This window comes from Synergistaceae bacterium (genome assembly GCA_017450125.1).
Classification (GTDB): Bacteria; Synergistota; Synergistia; order Synergistales; family Aminobacteriaceae; genus JAFUXM01.
The window spans coordinates 1-17,716 of record JAFSWZ010000029.1; the positions used below are offsets into that span (position 1 = coordinate 1).

General features: G+C 55.5%; 19 protein-coding genes and 1 rRNA gene. 16 read left to right on the forward strand and 4 right to left on the reverse strand.

The features are described from left to right. A 16S ribosomal RNA gene (locus IJT02_06440) occupies positions 1-324 on the reverse strand; the annotation flags it as partial. Between the two features lie 297 nt (positions 325-621). Between IJT02_06440 and IJT02_06445 the strand changes: the two genes are divergently transcribed. The 11 genes from IJT02_06445 (at position 622) to IJT02_06495 (ending at position 9,679) form a co-directional block, all read left to right on the forward strand. Continuing rightward, positions 622-1,569 carry a glycosyltransferase gene (locus tag IJT02_06445; protein MBQ7544566.1) on the forward strand — a complete coding sequence of 316 codons (948 nt, stop codon included), beginning with the start codon at positions 622-624 and terminating at the stop codon, positions 1,567-1,569. Positions 1,570-1,917: 348 nt separating this feature from the next. After that, the gene (gene infC, locus IJT02_06450; GenBank protein MBQ7544567.1) at positions 1,918-2,517 is read left to right on the forward strand and encodes a translation initiation factor IF-3; all 600 of its coding nucleotides are present in this window, start codon (positions 1,918-1,920) and stop codon (positions 2,515-2,517) included. A gap of 8 nt (positions 2,518-2,525) precedes the next feature. After that, complete coding sequence (rpmI, locus tag IJT02_06455; GenBank protein MBQ7544568.1) at positions 2,526-2,729, forward strand: 50S ribosomal protein L35; 204 nt, start codon at positions 2,526-2,528, stop codon at positions 2,727-2,729. A gap of 17 nt (positions 2,730-2,746) precedes the next feature. Beyond that, on the forward strand, positions 2,747-3,097 hold the full coding sequence (gene rplT, locus IJT02_06460) for a 50S ribosomal protein L20 (protein ID MBQ7544569.1): 351 nt from the start codon (positions 2,747-2,749) through the stop codon (positions 3,095-3,097). Then, positions 3,097-4,149: a phenylalanine--tRNA ligase subunit alpha gene (gene pheS, locus IJT02_06465; protein MBQ7544570.1), complete on the forward strand. Its 1,053-nt coding sequence runs from the start codon at positions 3,097-3,099 to the stop codon at positions 4,147-4,149. Before rplT ends, pheS begins: the two co-directional genes overlap by 1 nt. Continuing rightward, positions 4,143-6,494 (forward strand): phenylalanine--tRNA ligase subunit beta, encoded by a 2,352-nt coding sequence (locus IJT02_06470; protein MBQ7544571.1) that lies wholly within the window; start codon positions 4,143-4,145, stop codon positions 6,492-6,494. The genes pheS and IJT02_06470 overlap by 7 nt, the downstream gene beginning before the upstream one ends. A gap of 43 nt (positions 6,495-6,537) precedes the next feature. Next, positions 6,538-6,765 (forward strand): hypothetical protein, encoded by a 228-nt coding sequence (locus IJT02_06475; GenBank protein MBQ7544572.1) that lies wholly within the window; start codon positions 6,538-6,540, stop codon positions 6,763-6,765. Continuing rightward, a complete protein-coding gene (gene zapA / locus IJT02_06480; protein MBQ7544573.1) occupies positions 6,762-7,004 on the forward strand; it encodes a cell division protein ZapA in 243 nt (80 codons plus the stop codon). The genes IJT02_06475 and zapA overlap by 4 nt, the downstream gene beginning before the upstream one ends. Positions 7,005-7,066: 62 nt before the next feature. After that, positions 7,067-7,798 carry an MgtC/SapB family protein gene (locus IJT02_06485; protein MBQ7544574.1) on the forward strand — a complete coding sequence of 244 codons (732 nt, stop codon included), beginning with the start codon at positions 7,067-7,069 and terminating at the stop codon, positions 7,796-7,798. A gap of 37 nt (positions 7,799-7,835) precedes the next feature. Next, complete coding sequence (locus tag IJT02_06490) at positions 7,836-8,900, forward strand: branched-chain amino acid aminotransferase (GenBank protein MBQ7544575.1); 1,065 nt, start codon at positions 7,836-7,838, stop codon at positions 8,898-8,900. Next, on the forward strand, positions 8,891-9,679 hold the full coding sequence (locus IJT02_06495) for a 4-diphosphocytidyl-2C-methyl-D-erythritol kinase (GenBank protein ID MBQ7544576.1): 789 nt from the start codon (positions 8,891-8,893) through the stop codon (positions 9,677-9,679). The genes IJT02_06490 and IJT02_06495 overlap by 10 nt, the downstream gene beginning before the upstream one ends. A 47-nt stretch (positions 9,680-9,726) precedes the next feature. Here the strand turns inward: IJT02_06495 and IJT02_06500 are convergent, their stop codons facing one another. From IJT02_06500 to IJT02_06510, 3 genes are read right to left on the reverse strand one after another with little or no spacing between them, the layout of a single operon-like run. After that, positions 9,727-11,307 carry an AAA family ATPase gene (locus IJT02_06500; protein MBQ7544577.1) on the reverse strand — a complete coding sequence of 527 codons (1,581 nt, stop codon included), beginning with the start codon at positions 11,305-11,307 and terminating at the stop codon, positions 9,727-9,729. Further along, positions 11,304-12,173 (reverse strand): NAD(+)/NADH kinase, encoded by an 870-nt coding sequence (locus tag IJT02_06505; protein ID MBQ7544578.1) that lies wholly within the window; start codon positions 12,171-12,173, stop codon positions 11,304-11,306. Before IJT02_06505 ends, IJT02_06500 begins: the two co-directional genes overlap by 4 nt. Before the next feature lie 37 nt (positions 12,174-12,210). Next, positions 12,211-12,732, reverse strand: a complete 522-nt coding sequence (locus tag IJT02_06510) for a dCTP deaminase (GenBank protein ID MBQ7544579.1) — start codon at positions 12,730-12,732, stop codon at positions 12,211-12,213. Between the two features lie 83 nt (positions 12,733-12,815). Between IJT02_06510 and IJT02_06515 the strand changes: the two genes are divergently transcribed. Genes IJT02_06515 through IJT02_06535 form a run of 5 tightly spaced genes read left to right on the forward strand, consistent with a single transcriptional unit; the run spans position 12,816 to position 17,689 of the window. Then, entirely contained in the window at positions 12,816-13,832 is a 1,017-nt protein-coding gene (locus IJT02_06515; protein MBQ7544580.1) for an HD domain-containing protein, read from the forward strand. Continuing rightward, positions 13,829-14,749 carry an RluA family pseudouridine synthase gene (locus IJT02_06520; GenBank protein ID MBQ7544581.1) on the forward strand — a complete coding sequence of 307 codons (921 nt, stop codon included), beginning with the start codon at positions 13,829-13,831 and terminating at the stop codon, positions 14,747-14,749. The genes IJT02_06515 and IJT02_06520 overlap by 4 nt, the downstream gene beginning before the upstream one ends. Beyond that, positions 14,739-15,866 carry a YibE/F family protein gene (locus IJT02_06525; GenBank protein ID MBQ7544582.1) on the forward strand — a complete coding sequence of 376 codons (1,128 nt, stop codon included), beginning with the start codon at positions 14,739-14,741 and terminating at the stop codon, positions 15,864-15,866. The genes IJT02_06520 and IJT02_06525 overlap by 11 nt, the downstream gene beginning before the upstream one ends. Next, complete coding sequence (locus tag IJT02_06530) at positions 15,859-16,776, forward strand: hypothetical protein (protein ID MBQ7544583.1); 918 nt, start codon at positions 15,859-15,861, stop codon at positions 16,774-16,776. Before IJT02_06525 ends, IJT02_06530 begins: the two co-directional genes overlap by 8 nt. A gap of 19 nt (positions 16,777-16,795) precedes the next feature. Then, a complete protein-coding gene (locus IJT02_06535; protein ID MBQ7544584.1) occupies positions 16,796-17,689 on the forward strand; it encodes a hypothetical protein in 894 nt (297 codons plus the stop codon). The last annotated feature ends 27 nt before the right edge of the window (positions 17,690-17,716 follow it).

Consider the following 17,716-nt stretch of genomic DNA (forward strand, 5'->3'; position numbering starts at 1 on the left):
CCGTATCTCAGTCCCAGTGTGGCCGTACACCCTCTCAGGCCGGCTACCCGTCGTTACCTTGGTGGTCCGTTACACCGCCAACTAGTTGATAGGATACGAGCACCTCCACCAGTGCATTACTGCTTTAACCCGTAGGCCTATGGGGTATTAGCGTCCGTTTCCAGACGTTGTCCCCCGCTGATGGACAGCTTCTCATATAATACTCACCCGTCCGCCGCTCCGTAATTCCATTCCTGTCTCCAGTTAAGAACTCCGTCGCACAACTTGCATGTGTTACGCACGCCGCCAGCGTTTATCCTGAGCCAGGATCAAACTCTCAGTTGAAAGTTGTGATTCGTTCTGGCTTATTCTGTCGCTCAACTAAAACTTACATCTCATCTGTATTCTTACTCTGTCAATTTACTCGAGAAAATTGATTAACTCTCGCTGTTGTCTTGCTTCTTGGCCTCGCTCTGTGTCTCAGCTCTTGGCTCTCTCAAGCGCAACAAGGGAAATTATACACCGCTTTTTCTCTGTGTCAACACTGCGCGAAAAAATTGCTGCTCCTGTAGTATTATTGCTGTGCGACACATTTTACGCAAAGGAGAGACATTTATGTTGAGAGTTCTGCATGTTAGCACTATGAGATGCGGCGGAGCTGAAACATTGCTGGTGAATTTGCACCGCAATATTGACCGGGACAAGCTGCAGTTCGACTACTTCTGCTATGATAAGGAAGGGCGATATTATCAGTATTACGAGAATATTGTCAGGGAGCTTGGCGGCAAGGTATGGCACTTCAAGCATCCTCGCGAGCTTGGTATCTACGGTACGTACAGGGTGTTCCGAGATTTTCTTATGGAACATCCTGAACACAGGATAGTGCACGGACACGTGTGGTATTCAGCTATTCAGCTGATGGCGGCAAAGAAGAACGGCAGAATCTGCATAGCCCACAGCCACAGCAGTAGCGATATCAGCATGAGCTGGAGGAAATCCATTCTGAAGATACCGTTCATCTACCCTGCAAGGCACTTGGCAGATTACTTGTTCGCATGCTCGCCTCAGGCAGGAGTGGACAAGTTCGGCAGGAAGGCTAAGGTGAGATTTCTGCGCAACGGCATCGACACTGGACGCTACACTTTCAATCCTGAAACTCGCAGGGCAGTCCGTGAGAGCAGAGGCGTAACCTCAGAAGGCACGCTTGTGCTTGGCCACGTCGGAAGCCTTTCTCCCGTCAAGAACCACAAGTTCCTCGTCGAGGTCTTCAGGGAAATACACAACCGAGTGCCCAACTCCAAGCTGTGGCTCTTGGGCGGCGGAGAGCTAGAGGACGAGATACGTGCTCAGGTTCACGCGCTGGGGCTGGAGGACGCGGTGGACTTCGTGGGAATCACTGATAGGGTCAGCGAGTACCTCATGGGAATGGACGTGTTTGTGTTCCCGTCGTTCCACGAAGGGCTGAGTATCGCATTGCTTGAAGCGCAGGCTTCGGGAGTACCGTGCGTTGTGTCGAGCGGCAATCAGGATGAAGGGATTGTGTCCGACAGAGTCAGGCGGCTTAGGTTAGGCCCCCCCCCCAGTACGTAGAATTATGGAGTGATGCGGTTCTGGAGGCCGCGAAAGTCAGAGACAGCAGGGAACGTTATCCGCAGAAAGTCGCGGAGGCAGGGTTCGACATCAGGAAGGTCGCGCAGGAACTGCAGGCGTTCTATTTGTCGCTCGTCCCGAATGCGTGAATTCTTTGCGTTTGCGCTGAGTGTGTGATATATTCTTCCTCACAGGCTCTCCTGTCCAGCTTCCGTGCTGGCGGGGAACTAAGAAGCCATCACTCTGATATTCATACGCATATAATCGTCAGGGAAGGCTTGCGCACAAAGAGCCTCCCTGATTTTTTGTGTGCACCGCTGCGGCAGATTACGAGAGGAGGAGGAATTATTGCCCGGCAACGAAGACAATGCCCCGCGCATTAATCACGAGATAACGTCATCACAGGTTCTGCTTGTCGATGAAAACGGGGTAAAAGTAGGCATCACCAATACCAGCGAAGCCATACGTATGGCTCATGAACAGTCCTTAGACCTTGTGGAGGTTGCACCGCTCGCTGCTCCGCCAGTCTGCAGGATCATGGACTACGGCAAATACAGGTACCAGCTCCAGAAAAAGGAGAAGGATGCCCGCAAGAAGCAGAAGGTTCAAGAGCTCAAGGAGATCAAGATGCGGCCGAAGATCGATGACCACGACTTCGACTTCAAGACACGCGCCGTCAGAGCTTTCCTTGAGAAGGGACACAGGGTTAAGGTCTCTGTATTCTTCAGAGGCAGGGAAATGTCTTTCCTTGAGAGGGGCGAAGAAGTCCTCAACCGAGTCATCGCAGAGTGCGCGGATGTCGGCAAGGCAGAAGGCCGCCCTGTCATGGAAGGACGCTACATGAGGCTTCTGCTCACCCCGCAGGTCTCGGCGCAGGGAGCTAAGCCCAAAGCACCAGCAGCATCATCAACATCATCAACATCATCAACACAATCGAAGGGAGAATAATTGTTCTCATGTCAAAGCAGAAACTGAAGTCGCACTCGGGAGCGAAGAAGAGATTCTTCAAGACAGCGGGCGGGAAGTTCGCGTACAGGAAGTGCAGCCGGTCGCACATTCTGGTGCACAAGAAGCAGAGCAGGATTCGCCGCCTCAAGGAGACAGGGTACGTTGACGAGGCACTCGCAGGACAGATGAAGCACCTTCTGCCCTACGCCTAGAAAGGAGATAATCACTCATGAGAGTTAAGGGAGCATCGCAGAGCAACAGGAAGCGCAAGAAGTTATTTGCCATCACCAAAGGCTACTGGGGACAGCGCAAGAACGTTTACCGCAGGGCACGCGAGGCATACTTGGCCGCGCTGTCGAGGGCGTACAATGACCGCAAGCGCAAGAAGAGGGACTTCCGCCGTCTGTGGATAACGCGCATCAGTGCTGCAGTCAGGGCAGAAGGCATGAGCTACAGCGTGTTCATGAACGGCCTCAAGAAGGCAGGGATAACCCTCAACCGCAAAGTCCTCTCCGAGATGGCAATACACGACGCAGCAGCTTTCAGCGAACTCGTCGCGAAGGTGAAGGCCGGGAAATAATGCCGGAACAGAATTTATCCGTTGGTGCTGTCCGTGAAGCCTTCTCTCAGGCTTTGGGGGCAGCATTAACTTTATCGGAACTTGATGATATACGCGTAAGGTTCACCGGCAAAAAGGGAGAACTTACGCTGTTACTGCGCTCACTCGGGAAACTTCCGCCGGAACAGAGAAAAGACGCTGGCCGCGAGGTCAATGCTCTGCGTGATGAGATCGAGGCTCAGCTTGAGGCAGCAGGCAGGAAGATCCGCGACGCTGAGAACGAACGCACCGAAGCATCAGAGCGCATTGACGTAACCCTTCCGGCAAAAGGCAGGAGGGCGGGAGCTTTTCACCCCGTAATGCAGACCATGCACGAAATTGTGAACATCATGCAGGGGCTGGGGTATTCCGTCGCGTCAGGGCCTGAGGTCGAGGAAGACTTCTACAACTTCGAGTGCCTCAACATCCCGAAGTGGCATCCGGCCAGAGACATGCAGGACACCTTCTACTTCTCCGACGGAAAATTACTCCGCACGCACACTTCACCTGTACAGATACGCGCAATGCACAAGTGGGGAGCTCCGCTGAGGATCGTCTGTCCGGGCAAAGTCTACCGCAGGGACAATGACACGACTCACTCGCCGATGTTCAACCAGATGGAAGGATTATTGGTGGACAAGAATGTGTCGTTCTCCGTTCTTAAGGGCACGATTACCGAGATGATTAATGCTTTCTTCGGGAGAAGCCTCAAGTCCAGATTCAGGGCAAGCTACTTCCCGTTCACTGAGCCGAGCATGGAGCTGGACATTGAGTGCGTAGAGTGCTCGGGGCATGATGAACACTGCAGGGTCTGTCATGGCACAGGCTGGCTTGAGGTCGCGGGCATGGGCATGGTTCACCCTAACGTCCTCAGAGCCGGGAAGATTGACCCTGACGAGTACAACGGCTTTGCGTTTGGGATAGGGCTCGACAGAATGGCTATGCTCAAGTACGGCATTGCGGATCTGCGCCTGCTGTTTGACGGGAACGTTAGCTACTTCCTGTCCGGGTTTGGAGGTGCTGAAAGTTGCTGATTTCGTGGGAACTCCTTAAGGACTTCGTGGATATCAGGCACACTGTCGATGAAGTTGCGGAGAGGCTGACGTTCTCGGGCTCTGAGGTTGAGGGCATAACGTACTGCGCGGGGAAGATGAAGGGAGTTGTCGCCGCGAGGATTGACGTGCTCGAGCAGCACCCGGCTTCGGCCAAGTACTCGGTCGCGACGCTGGACACCGGCACGGGGCGGAAGGTCTGCGTAACCAGCGCGCACAACATGAAGCAGGGAGACTACGTGCTCTATGCTGGCGACGGCTCGGTTCTGCCTGACGGTACGGTCATGGGGACGAGAGACTTCGCGGGTGTGTTGAGCTACGGCATGATGCTCAGTGCGGAAGAGTTAGGCCTTCATGATGTTGATGACCCGTCAGGACTGCTCATTCTTCCTGACGAAGTTACGCCGGGAACTGACGCGGCGGCCATCTACCACATCGGGGACGTAATCCTTGACGTGTCCATCACCCCCAACAGAGGCGATACCCTAAGCCATCTCGGAATGGCTCGTGAGATTGCAGGGCTCTTCCACGACGCTGTCCTGAAAACGCTGGCATGGATGTTACCGCTTAAGCAGGACAAGGAGTGGAGCGAGAGTTTTGGGAAAATTTCACTGCCTGATGACGGGTGTTTGTGCTACAGGCTGGGATTGGCGACAGGCGCAACGATTGCACCTTCACCGCTCACCGCAAGAATTGACCTCGCTCACTTGGGCATGAGACCCATCACTAATGCCGTCGACGTTACGAATTACGTCATGCTGATGCTTGGCCAGCCTCTGCACGCTTTCGACCTCAACACCTTGCCGGCAAGAGAAATCACGGTGCGTTCTGCGAGGGACGGCGAAACAATGCTGACCCTTGACGGCAAAGACAGAGTGCTTACTTCGCGCGACATGCTGATAACGTCGGGCGGTGAGGCGATAGCTCTCGCGGGAGTAATGGGCGGAGAGCAGACCGGCATTAACCCAGACACGCGCACAATCGTTATCGAGAGTGCAAGTTTCTCTGCACAGAGAGTGAGCCACACCTCACGCAGGCTGGGCATAAACTCTGAGGCGGCGTTCAGGTTCTCGCGGACTGTTGACCCCGAGCTCAGCAAGACGGCTCTTACAGCGGCGTGTGCCTTGATGCGCAAGTGGTGCGGGGCAGAGGTGGATTACCGGCCTCTTTCCGCAGAGAACGGCACGTACACACCTTCAGCCATAACCCTTACCCGCAAGAAGCTGGGCACTTATCTTTCATGGGACGACATGACGGAAGCAGCATCAATCCTTGAAGGATTCGGGATAAAGCAGGTGAGCGAAGGAGAGTTTCTGCCGCCGTCATGGAGGCCTGACATCACGATAGAGGAAGACCTCATCGAGGAGGTAGGGCGTTATCGCGGGTACAACGACGCTCCCGACGAACTGCCCGGAGCACTGCCGCGACGTGCGGACATCGGCGAGAACATGAACCTTGCCGCTCACCTCAGAACGCTAATGATGTCGCGCGGTTTCACGGAGGTAGTAACGTACAGCTTCCTTCCCGAAGACTTTCCGCAGAAGCTGAGGATTGAGGCCGAGCCGCTGACGATAGCTAACCCTATCAGCCGCGACCAGATGGCTATGAGGACGACGCTTCTTCCCGGACTACTGATGGGCTTGAAGGCAAGCATAACGTCAGGGTGGCGTGAACCAGCAAGAATGTTCGAGCAAGGCAGGGTGTTCATCGGCGGAACAGAGCCCGAACACTTGGCCGCACTGCTCTTCAACGGGACAGACACGCGCTCAGCGAATGCCGACCGTGCAGAAGGTTTCTTCGAGCTGAAGGCAGACGTTGAGGCTGTGATTCGTTCGCGGGGCTATGAACCTTCATTCGTTGCGGGAAAGGAAGCGTTCCTGCACTCGGGACAGACGGCGTGCATTATGGTTGAGGGTGAGAAAGTCGGCTGGCTCGGAAGGGTAAAGCCTGCCCTTGAGCAGGAGCTTGACGTGCAGGGAGTGTACGCGTTCGAGCTTGACGCGTCGGTTCTGGCCAAGACCAAGAAGCCTGCTTTTGCGCCGCTGAGCCAGTTCCCTGCGAGTTATCGTGATGTGTCAATGCTGGTCTCGGAAGACAGGAGCAGTGCTGAAGTCCTGCAGGACATTCGGAGCGTTGCGGGCGAACTTCTGGAGAGCGTGAGGTTGTTCGACGTTTACGCTGGAACGGGGATACCTGAGGGCTTCCGCAGCCTGGCGTACACGCTATCGTACCGTGCGGCGGACAGGACGCTGACGGTGGAGGAAGTCGAGGAGGTTCACGGCAAAGTCCGGGAACAGCTCGGCGGAAAAGGTTACGTCATCCGTTAAAGAATTATCACTCTCTGCTACAATTGCGGGGGGTGATATTTTTATGGCATCAAGACTGAAGGAAGCGGAATACCTTGCTGAGACTATCGCGCACAAGACCGCCCAGCTGATGGAGGAGCGCGGAAAGCTGAGGGATGAAGTGCGCAGGCTGTCAGAGCGTAGGCTGTCGCAGGACAAGAACTTCGTGGAGATGTTCCACAGGGGGATAATTTGCGGCGAAAATGCGGTGAACGCGGAACATAGGCTGGCTCGGATGCTGAAGGTGAGGTGATGGCGGTGAAGGGAGCGCGTGAAGTTACGGTGAACATTGGCGGCGGCCTCTACTCGGTGAACACATCATTGAGCGAGGAGGAGCTGTCGCGTGTCAGGGGGTTGATTGATGAGGCGTACGGCGAAGTGAACAAGGGCGTGAGGCAGGAGGATGCGCTGGTGATAACAGTGCTTAGGCTGGCGTACAGTTTGGACGCAGTGAGCGAGAAGCTGAAGGTTTTGGCGGCCGGGCTTAAGTGAAGGAGGGGGGAATGGCTGATATAATCTCTGCTTAATATTTTTCCCGGAGATGATTCGTTATTATGGGCAATTCCTTTATCGCCGATCCCCTCGCTCCCTACTTAGGCAGCTGGACTTCGGACATCAATGTCTATTCTATCCTCTTCCGCATCTTCCTCGCCGTAACTCTTGCCGCACTCATAGGCTGTGAACGTTCAAGCAAGAGGCATTCCGCAGGACTGAGGACGTTTATCCTCATCTCGATGGCTTCTGCTGTCGCCGCAATGGTCGACCTCTCCATCATGAACTACAACAAGGAGAACTTCGCGGCTATCTCTGCGGCTTCCGTAGTGTCCGTCGCAATGATTAGCGGCAACTCTATACTGTTCAGCTCCCGCAGCCAGATCAAGGGGCTCACGACCTCCGCAGGCTTGTGGGCGAGCGGAATCATCGGCCTCGCGACAGGTGCAGGGCTCTACACGATAACGTTCGTGTCGTTCTTTGCTCTGCTGGTGTGCATATCACAGCTCCCGCGAATCGAGCGCATCCTCAAGGACAGGTCCAACCACTTCGAGGTTCACCTTGAGCTCAAGAACAGCTACAACCTTCAGGACTTCATCACAACCATCCGCAAACTTGGCCTGAAGATTGATGACATAGAGTCCAACCCCGCCTACTCGAACTCGGGGCTGAGCGTGTATTCTGTGTCGATAACCATACGCGAGCGGGACTTCGAGAAGTACAAGAAACACAGGGACATCATCGAGGCGTTAAGGTCTCTGGATTATATTCACCATATTGAGGAAATGAGTTAGAATACTACTATCCACAACAAACAAAGGAGATTTATTCATGCAGATAAGCATCACCAAGACAACCCATCCCGGCACTATGCCCCCAGAGGATAAATTAGGCTTCGGCTCTGTTTTTGCAGACCACATGTTCATCATGGACTACACCGACGCGGACAAATGGCACAATCCCCGCATAGTACCTTACGGCCCGCTGTCCCTTATGCCTTCCGGCGACGGAATACAGTACGCCAACACAGTTTTTGAGGGCATGAAGGCCTACCGCTGGGCAGACGGGAGCGTCCATCTCTTCCGGCCGATCGAGAACGCGAAGCGCATCAACGTTTCCGCCGAGAGAATCGGTCTCCCGCTCGTTCCTGAAGACATGTTCCTTCAGGCTGTGCGCGAGCTCGTGAAGCTGGATTCGTCGTGGGTTCCTTCCAGCGAGGGCACGTCGCTGTACATCAGGCCGTTCATCTTCGCGACGGACGAGGAGCTTGCCCTTCACGGCATCCACAAGGCTATCTTCGTGATCATCACTTCCCCGAGCGCGAGCTACTTCGCGGAAGGCATCAAGCCCGTGAAGATTATGCTCGAGACGGAGGACGTTAGGGCAGTACGCGGAGGAACAGGCTACACGAAGTGCGGAGGCAACTACGCAGCCAGCAACAGGGCAGGAGACCGTGCACTCGCAAAAGGTTACTCGCAGGTTCTGTGGCTTGACGGAGTTCACAGGAAGTACATCGAGGAAGTCGGCGCAATGAACGTAATGTTCAAGATTAAGGGTACTGTAGTAACTCCTTCCCTCGAGAACGGCTCAATTCTCGGAGGCATCACGCGCAAGTCCTGCCTTGAGGTTCTGAGGCACTGGGGCATTCCTGCAGAAGAGAGACTGCTCAGCGTTGACGAGCTCATGGGTGCGGCAGAGAACGGAGAACTCGAGGAAGCCTTCGGGACGGGCACGGCGGCGGTAATCTCACCCATCGGCGAACTGTTCTACAACGGCAAGGCTTACACCGTCAACGGCTTCAAGATAGGGCCGGTAGCACAGAGGCTGTACGACGAACTTACAGGCATTCAGTGGGGCAAGAGGCCTGACCCGTTCGGATGGACCGAATGCGTGTAATCCTGCCTTCGTTCGCAAAACTTAATCTTACCCTCCGCGTCATCAACAAGAGGCCGGACGGGTATCATAATCTTGTGTCTACGTTCCTGCGTATTTCGTCGGGGGACGTTCTGTACATTTCCGAGTCAACTTCGGGGACGGACATAGTTACGGCGGATATGTACCTGCCGGGCGAAAACATAGTGGCTAAGGCACTGAGGATTGCGCGCGAGGAAGGCTTCAGGATTCCGCCGCTGAACGTGAAGATTCACAAGAGCATTCCGCCGGGCTCAGGGCTCGGGGCAGGGAGCGGAGATGCTGCGGTCATCCTTAAGTGGCTCGGAGCTGAGAAGATTGCTGCGCGTGTAGGAGCTGATGTGCCGTTTCTGTGCTCGTTCCTGAACATCGCGCTTGTGTCCGGCATCGGCGACCACATCGAGAAGGTCAAGACCCCAGAACCTCACGGAGTAATTGCTGTTCCTGACTGGGAGACCAGCACGAAGGAAGCATACGCTGAGCTTGACACGATGGGTTACGAAGTTGACACGATGCTTGCACGCACGGAACAGAGGGACATTTACCACGCCAACGCGGGACGGAAGGTCGGGCTTCTGCCTAACGACTTCCTGAAGGTTCTGCTGAAGAAGCACCCCAAGTATAACGAACTGTTCAAGATGTTCGACAAGGCCGGTGCTGTTGCGTGGGGGGTGTCGGGCTCAGGGAGTGCGGCTTTTGCGGTGCTCAACAAACCGACAGTGTTTACTTGGCCGGAGTACGTGAAGCACGTGCTGTACTTCTAGGAGAGAATGATTAACCCCTCGAGGCTCTAGGGCTTCGGGGGTAAATTTTATGCGGTATCCTTCAGCAGAATCCGTGCGTGCTCCTGCGCCTCCGTCATGTCCGGCGAACCAGACAGCATCCGCGCTATCTCCCTCACCCTCTCTTCGCCGTCAATGCTCCTCATAGACGTTTCCCCGTCCGTACGCTGAATCAATATGTGTTCATCACCAAGTGCCGCAATGCTCGCCTCGTGCGTAACCAGAATCACCTGGCACTTACGCGACAACTTCTTCAGCTGCAGCCCCGACAGCACCGCCGCACGTCCTCCAAGCCCCGCCTCAACCTCGTCGAACACAATCGCAGGAGGTAGCCACTCATCAGGAAGGGACAGCTGGAGTGCCAGCAGCAGCCTGCTCAGTTCCCCGCCCGACGCAATCTTCTCGACACGCCCGGAACGCGTCCCGTCGCTCAGCGTAAATTCTGCTCCGTCCGCCCCGTCCCGCCGCAACTTCTGCAGTCCCTCGAGCGTTATCCCGAAGGTTATTCCCTCCATCGCCAGCTCGCCAAGTACAGCATTCACCCGCTTCGTCAGCGTCAACGCAACTTCCTGCCTCGCACGGCGAAGCTCCATCGCCAGAGCGTTGGCTTCCCGGCGTTCCTCGAGAGACCGCGCCGAAAGTTCCTCAAGCTCAGTGTAGCTACTCTCCAGCCACTCGAGATGCGCGCAGATTTCCCCGCAGAAGTCCAGAAGCTCCGTCTCGTCAGAAATTCCGCACAGCCTCTTCAGCCTACGCAGTGCCCCTAATCTGTCCGCCGTCTCCTCAAGCTGAGCGTTGAGATCCTCGCCGTCCGAAAGCGTTACTGACTTCACCGCCTCGCGCAGAGCTTCAAGTGCTGTCCTAACGTTGTCCGCAGTATCGTCGTCCATGAAGCTGTACAGGTTCTCGAAGCATGACGCTGCCTCACCCAGAAAACCCTTCTCCGACATTCCGCCGGTGAGTGCATCGAGGCTCCCTTCTGCGTGCTCACGTGAGGCTGCTTTGTGCGTGAGGTCTGCAAGCCTGTTCTCGAGGCGGAGCTCCAAACCTGCTTCAGGCTGGGCTGTCTTCACCAGAGAGAATATCTCCTTCGCCGCAGAGTATTTCCGCTCTGTCTCAGCACGGCGTTTCTTCAGTGCCCGAAGGTCTCCCGCACTCTTCCTTGCCTGGTCGAACACCTCACGGAACTTCGGGAACGTCTCCGTCCTCACAGCCGCAGGAAGGCACGCGTCAAGCATCGCAAGCTGTCTCTCCGGCTCAAGCAGCTCCATCTGCGCGAACTGGCTCTGAATCCTCAGAAGTCCGTTCACCGTCTTTGCGCAGTCGTTCAGCCCGACACTCTCGCCGTCAATCTTTGCACGCGAACGCCCCGTACTCAGCACCTCGCGCGTTATTGCCGCCTCCGTGAACTTGGCCGAGACACTCCCGCGTTCCGTACCCGCACGAATGAACTTCACGCCCCCGCGACCGCCCGTCAGAAGCTCCAGCGCACGCACAACGCTGCTCTTTCCCGCTCCGCTCTCGCCGGTGATTACGTTCAGACCGCGCGCGAAGGACAATGAAGCCTCGCGGATGCCGCCGATGTTGGTGATGCTCAAGGTCTCAATCACTCATGAACTCCCCTTGACGATCCCCAGCCCAGCTTATCCCTCACAATATCAAGGAAGTTGCGACCCGTAAGGTTCACCGTCCGAATCTTCTTGTCTGCGGCAAGGTTGATGTCTATTCTGTCGTGAGGGAAAACTTCGTATGCCAGCTGTCCGTCCTGCGTCAGCATCAAGTCCCGTGATACTCCGCGCGGAATCAGCGTTATGCAGTCGTGCTCGCTCGCCATTAACGGCCGTGAATACAGCGTGTGTGCGCACAGCGGGGCAAGAAGCATCGCGTCCATGTGAGGAGGGATTATCGGGCCTCCGGCAGAGAGCGCGTAGGCTGTCGAACCCGTCGGCGTTGACACGATAACTCCGTCGGCAGGAAGTACGCAGAAGAACTCGTCGTTGAAGCGTATCTCTATCTGCAGAAGGCGGGCTATTGCGTTGGTCGTGAGCACCAAGTCATTGAGGGCATATATCCTGTGGAGAGGCGAGTCATCGTGATACAGAACGCACCGCAGAACCCTCCGCTCCAGCACCGTGAAATTGTCCCGCAGAATGTTCATGATGTCCTGCTCTGCCTCCTCAGGCCTGCTCGATGCCAGAAAGCCCAAGTGCCCGAGATTCACGCCGTGAAGGATTATGTCCGTGCCCATGATGTACCGTGCCGCACGCAGAAACGTCCCGTCCCCGCCGATAACCAGAGCCAGCTTCACCGTCCTGAGCCACTGCTCGTCGTCGAGGCCGGTCGTCGTTAGTGCGCTGGCTTCCTGATGTGGCAAAAGGAACGTGCAGCCGTTCTCCTGTCCCCACTGCAAGAGACGGCGCGCCATACTGACAGCTTCAGGCTTGCGGAGGTTCACTATCATTCCGAGTTCATTCATGTCTGAGTTTGTCCCTGCCTTGTTGTGTGAAAGGCTATTATATCAAGAACTCTTCATATAATTTGCTCGCCTGTATCCCCTCGTTGTTCTGGTACTTGCCGCGCTCGTAGCGTTCGTAAGGCTCGGAGATTGTGTGATAGTATATCTGCGCTATCTGAACTCCCGCGTATATCCTCACCGGCTGAACACAGAACAGCTCGAGCGTCCAGTAGCCCGCAAAACCCACATCACCGAAGCCCGCCGTTACGTGAATGCATATCCCCAGCCTGCCGATTGACGACCTGCCTTCGAGCATCGGAATGAAGCCTTCCGTTCGCGTGTATTCTGCAGTCCGGCCAAGATAGAGCTTTCCGGGCTCGAGGGTGAAGCCTTCTGGAGGTATCGTGAGCTTCTGCGTGGGGTTGTCGTGCCTCATGTCCAACGTGCTGTGAGTGTATATCAGCAGTTCATCGTGAAGGGAGAGATTGTAGCTGTTGGGGTTGAGGCGTGCCTCGTCGAAAGGCTCTATTATGATTTCACGGCCTATGTGATTCTTTATCTCCAGCCCTGAAAGTATCATCTGTGTGTTCGCTCCTTAATGCTGATTCTTGCGCTGATATAATATACAAAATTTTCATCCATGAAAGGCTAAATTTTCCCGTCATGAAAAATATTCTCAGCATCAAAGAGGTCAAGCACCTCAATAAGAACTCAGATTTTGTTACACGCGGAATAATCACGAAGCTCACGAGGCGCAAAGACCGCAACGACAATCCCTTCTGGGAGATGACGGTCAGCGATTCATCAGGAGACCTTGACGGCAAAGTCTGGGCAGCGTCGATCTGGTGGAACACTCAGGGCGGCGACAAATTTCCCGTTGACCCGGACAATTGCGGGCTGCGCTTTGAGGGTGCGTCCGTCGAACTCGAGGGCAGGATAGCGGAGTACAGAGAGCAGCTGCAGTACAACTTTAACGCCGTGTCGTACCTTGACCAGTCGGATTATCCTCCGCACATGTTCAGCAAGTCTTCACCTGTGAAGTCTGACTTCCTCGAGGAGACCTTCAGGAGCCTCATCGCAGAAATCAAGCGCGAAGACCTTAGGCTGTTCCTTGAGGACGTGTTCTTTGCCCGCAATCTCTGGGAGAAGTTCAAGGTGTGGCCTGCGGCTGTATCGCTTCACCACGCTTACGCCGGAGGACTGATAGAGCACTCGGTCTCCGTCGCGCTGGGAGCAAGGGACATCGCGAAGCATTACGCTGACTTCACGATTCCTGTTGACATGGACTTGGTGATTGCCGGAGCACTGCTCCACGATCTCGGCAAGCTGGAAGCCTACACGATAGCTCCCGTCCCGTCAATGACCCTCAAGGGCAACGTCATCGAACACATCACGCTAGGAGTTAGCATGTTCATGAAGTTCGCGGAGGAGGACGGACTTAGCGAGGAGCTGACGCTTGCACTTGGCCACATTCTCGCGAGCCATCACGGACGGCGTGAGTTCGGGTCGCCTGTCCTGCCCGAGACACCGGAAGCAATGATCGTCAATGCCGCCGATGACCTCGACTTCAAGCTGAGCTACTGGAAGTTCCAGATTGACGCGCTCAACCCTCAGAGCGACGTAACGGACTACCTCGCGCTGATTGACCGCAGGCTGTGGAGAGGAATCGGGCAGTCATGAGCTGGACACTAAAGCTCACGCAGGATCACGACGGCCGCCGCCTCGACAGGACGATACGAAGCCTCTGGAAGCGCGTAACTCTCGGCGAAATCATGAAGGCCATACGCAAGGGAGAAGTCCGCGTGAACGGCACGAGAGTCCGCGAGGGCGGAGAGCACGTACACACCGGCGACGAACTCTGCGTGCCCTGGCCTCTGAATGATGACGGACACCGCGTACCTCACACTTCGTGGGGAAAAATCACGGTCATTCATCAGGGACATAACGTTCTTATCCTCAACAAGCCTGCTAACCTCCTAGTTCAGCCCGACGAGAGTGGAGGCGACAGCGTGATTTCGCGCGTCTGGGGAGTTCTGGGCACAAAGACTGCGGCGGCAGTTCACCGGCTCGACCGCAACACGACGGGAGTCTTGGCCGTCGCTCTTCACGGAGATGCTCTGCGCGCGCTCGAGGAACTCTTCAAGGCACGGAAAGTCCGCAAGTTCTACACTGCGATAGTCTGCGGGACAGTTCCCCCAGAAATCACAATCGATGCCCCGCTCCTCAAAGACGCAGAGAACAACAAGGTGTCTGTCTCTGACGACGGACAGTCCGCAAAAACAATCTGCACGCGGCTGGCTTCGGACGGCAAATTCTCGCTCGTCAGGCTTGAGCTCCTCACGGGAAGGACACATCAGGCACGGGTTCACATGGCGCACATAAAGCACCCTATCTTGGGAGACCGCAAATACGGCGACTTCCGCATCAACAGGGAAAACAAGAACGTTACCCGCCCGTTCCTTCACGCATACGAGCTGATGTTCCCCGACGGGCTTCACAGCTCGCTTGCTGAGGTTGAGGGCAGGACGTTCAGGGCAGAGATTCCCGCAGACATGAGGGCATTCATTGAGGCAAGGAGGCTCGACGATGAGGACTAAGGGTTTCGTGGTACGTTTGGTTGTAGCATCAATAATCGCGTGGACGTTCTATAGTGCTGTAGATTATTTTGCTGTGCACAATTGGGGCGATTCAGATTCGTTAATCGTAAAGGTGATAGATGCCGGGCCCGAGAGCATAATTCCGCCCGAGAGCGAGGAAGAAGAGTCGTACGAGATGCTTGAACGCAACACGACTATTCAGGTTCTCTCCGGCGCAAAGACTGACGAGGTCATGACCGTAAAGACAGTCCGTCTCTCAGGGAGCGGCCTCGAGGTCAAGAACGGCAGAAGGTATCTGCTTGTGTGGGACATGTTCAGCGACGGACGGGTTCAGTACTCGCTTGCTGATGCTTTCCGCGCGCCGGGAGTTGCTGGTGTGATAATGCTCGTCTGCACAATTCTAATCAGCTTGACGGGAGTCAGGGGGTTTCTCGCGCTTCTTGGGCTTGCAGCGTCAATCGGCGTTCTTGTGTTCACGATGATTCCGCTGACCATAAAGGGCTGGGACTGCGTCTGGCTGGCGATCGCGAGCGTGTTCATCATCTCGACAGTAACAGTCCTGTGTGTCGTGCGCCATGCCCGTTACAGGCTCGTTGCCCTTATGGGAAGTCTCGGAGGCGTGCTGTGCGGCTTTATCTGCGGTGCGGCAATGGTCTACATGTGGAGCTTGAACGGTCTTGCGGGCGAAGGTGCGGCACTTCTCGCGTCGACGCTGCCGGGACTGAACATGCGAGGGCTTCTGCTGTCGTCGGTGCTCATCGGCTCAATCGGTGCGGTGCTTGACGTTGCAGTCTCGATAACCGCGTCAATGTCTGAGTTCGTGGATTACGACGAGAACATTCACCTTGACCGCCTTCTTCTTGCCGGCCTCAACGTCGGAGGAGAAGTGCTCGGCAGCATGATTAACACTCTTATTCTCGCCTACATGGGGAGCGCGCTTCCTATGGCAGTCCTGATAAGCAGTGCGGGAATAGAGCTCTCCGGCCTGCTCAATGACCCGTACATTGCACAGGAGATCGTCCAGAGTCTCGCGGGCACACTTGGCCTGCTGTTCACGATACCTGCGACGGCGTTCAGCTTCGTGGTGGAAGAATCGCTGAGGAGGCGCAATGATTAAGGCAGTGATAGACATCGGCAGCAACTCCATCAAGATGCGCATTGCCAATGTCAACGGCGGGGTTGTCCGTGTGCTCCGCGATGAAACGGAAGTGGTCAGGCTCGGGCGCGGCATGTCCTCGACCGGCCTGCTCTCTCCAGAGAACATGAAGGTGTCGTGCGATGCTGTCTCGCGGATGGTTCGCAGGGCATCAGCAATGGGAGCAAATATCTTCGTCGCCGGAACTATGGCACTGAGGACAGCCGCTAACGCCGGAGATTTTGTGCGCATGGTCAGGGAAGAGACCGGGCAGGAAGTTCACGTGTTCTCCGGCCTCGACGAGGCAAGGTATTCTTGGCTTGGGGCGGCGGACGGCCTGAACGTTGAGGGCGAGGCAGTGATGTTCGACTCCGGCGGGGGAAGCACGGAGTTCGTTCTGGGCTCAGGCAGCGAGCTCAAGAAAGCAGCAAGCGTCCCCATAGGTGCGGTGAACCTCTCGGAGCGTTTCTTCACGGACAAGCTAAATCCCATCAAGAAGTCAGCCTGTGATGAAGCAATAGCCTGTGTCAGAGAGATGTTCGCGGATAACGGAATCGAGGAGTTCTGTGCGCCGTCAGTTATCGGTGTGGGCGGAGGAGCCGTAACGATGGCTAGCGTAAAGAATGCCTGCGAGAGCTTCAACCCGTCGCGGCTTCACGGAAGCATCCTCACGCAGAAGGACGCAGTGCGGCAGATAAAGATGTATGCCTCGCTCACGCTTGCCGAACGCGAAAACGTTATCGGACTTCCGGCTTCGAGGGCTGATGTGATTCTTGGTAGTGCGTGCATAATCCTCACGGCATTGCGGTTTCTCAAGGCAGATTCGTGCGTGATAAGCATAAACGGTTTGCGTCATGGGCTGTTAATTCATGATAGTATAATGTGCAGTTGAATCCCATACAATCAAAGAGGTGAGAGAAAAGTTGCTGCTTGAGTTAATGTCTAATGGTTCACTCGCTGAACTTCCGCCCGGCAGCATCCCCGACAACATATTACCGGCCCTACCCGACGAAACCTCAGTGATGCTGCTGCTTCCTCACAACAAGTACCTTCTGGGGACAGGCAGCGATAATTGGTTATACGGCCAGCCCGGTACGGCTCCGCAGAGCGTGTACCTCTACGACAACGAAAGCATCTCCCTGCTCAATGACGGAGACCGCCCGACAGTTCTTCCTCCGCGAACAGTGAACGCTTTGCGCAGAAAGTTATCCATGAACACAGACCCTCCCGGCCGTCATTCCGCCGCAATCCTGATGTTGAGGACTATAATGCGCGACAATCCCGTCTTCAGCATGGCGAGCGCGGAATTTCTGGACGAGAAGATTTTTGCCGGTTACATGGAGGAAGATGAAGTTCTCAGACGGACGTACTGGACGCTGAGGTTTGCCCTTGCGCGCGGAGAGATGGAGACAGTCAGGAGGCTCAAGGCGTGGCTGAAAGTCGGCCCTGATGTCTTCGCCCAACCTTCGCACACAGTGAAGATGTGGTTCTCGATACAGAATCTCCCTGACCCTGACGCGGTGAAGGAGCTCGAGGAGCTGTCGTTTGCTGTCCCTGAACTTCAGAGGATGTCCGCGCAGATGATTTCGCCGCTGGTGCTGTACAATCCGTTGTCGGGCTGGCTTGTGCTGGGACGTTTCGGCAGGGGACGGGACATAATGTTCTCCTGCTGGATCTACGCGAACCACGAGATATGGCACGAGATGCGCGAGGTCAGGAAAATGACAGTGCAGGATATTATCAACGCCGTGTGGGGCGAGCTTGAGACCATTCAGGCACTTGACGAGAGGGCAAAATACAGATGAACATAAAATTTTCAGGAGTGAGCAAGA

Excerpts from the sequence above, each read along its gene's own strand:
- IJT02_06445 (MBQ7544566.1), top strand. The coding sequence starts at position 622 with ATGAGATGCGGCGGAGCTGAAACATTGCTGGTGAATTTGCACCGCAAT.
- rpmI (MBQ7544568.1), top strand. The coding sequence starts at position 2,526 with ATGTCAAAGCAGAAACTGAAGTCGCACTCGGGAGCGAAGAAGAGATTC.
- rplT (MBQ7544569.1), top strand. The coding sequence starts at position 2,747 with ATGAGAGTTAAGGGAGCATCGCAGAGCAACAGGAAGCGCAAGAAGTTA.
- pheS (MBQ7544570.1), top strand. The coding sequence starts at position 3,097 with ATGCCGGAACAGAATTTATCCGTTGGTGCTGTCCGTGAAGCCTTCTCT.
- IJT02_06475 (MBQ7544572.1), top strand. The coding sequence starts at position 6,538 with ATGGCATCAAGACTGAAGGAAGCGGAATACCTTGCTGAGACTATCGCG.
- IJT02_06485 (MBQ7544574.1), top strand. The coding sequence starts at position 7,067 with ATGGGCAATTCCTTTATCGCCGATCCCCTCGCTCCCTACTTAGGCAGC.
- IJT02_06490 (MBQ7544575.1), top strand. The coding sequence starts at position 7,836 with ATGCAGATAAGCATCACCAAGACAACCCATCCCGGCACTATGCCCCCA.
- IJT02_06495 (MBQ7544576.1), top strand. The coding sequence starts at position 8,891 with ATGCGTGTAATCCTGCCTTCGTTCGCAAAACTTAATCTTACCCTCCGC.
- IJT02_06505 (MBQ7544578.1), bottom strand. The coding sequence starts at position 12,173 with ATGAATGAACTCGGAATGATAGTGAACCTCCGCAAGCCTGAAGCTGTC.
- IJT02_06510 (MBQ7544579.1), bottom strand. The coding sequence starts at position 12,732 with ATGATACTTTCAGGGCTGGAGATAAAGAATCACATAGGCCGTGAAATC.
- IJT02_06515 (MBQ7544580.1), top strand. The coding sequence starts at position 12,816 with ATGAAAAATATTCTCAGCATCAAAGAGGTCAAGCACCTCAATAAGAAC.
- IJT02_06520 (MBQ7544581.1), top strand. The coding sequence starts at position 13,829 with ATGAGCTGGACACTAAAGCTCACGCAGGATCACGACGGCCGCCGCCTC.
- IJT02_06525 (MBQ7544582.1), top strand. The coding sequence starts at position 14,739 with ATGAGGACTAAGGGTTTCGTGGTACGTTTGGTTGTAGCATCAATAATC.
- IJT02_06530 (MBQ7544583.1), top strand. The coding sequence starts at position 15,859 with ATGATTAAGGCAGTGATAGACATCGGCAGCAACTCCATCAAGATGCGC.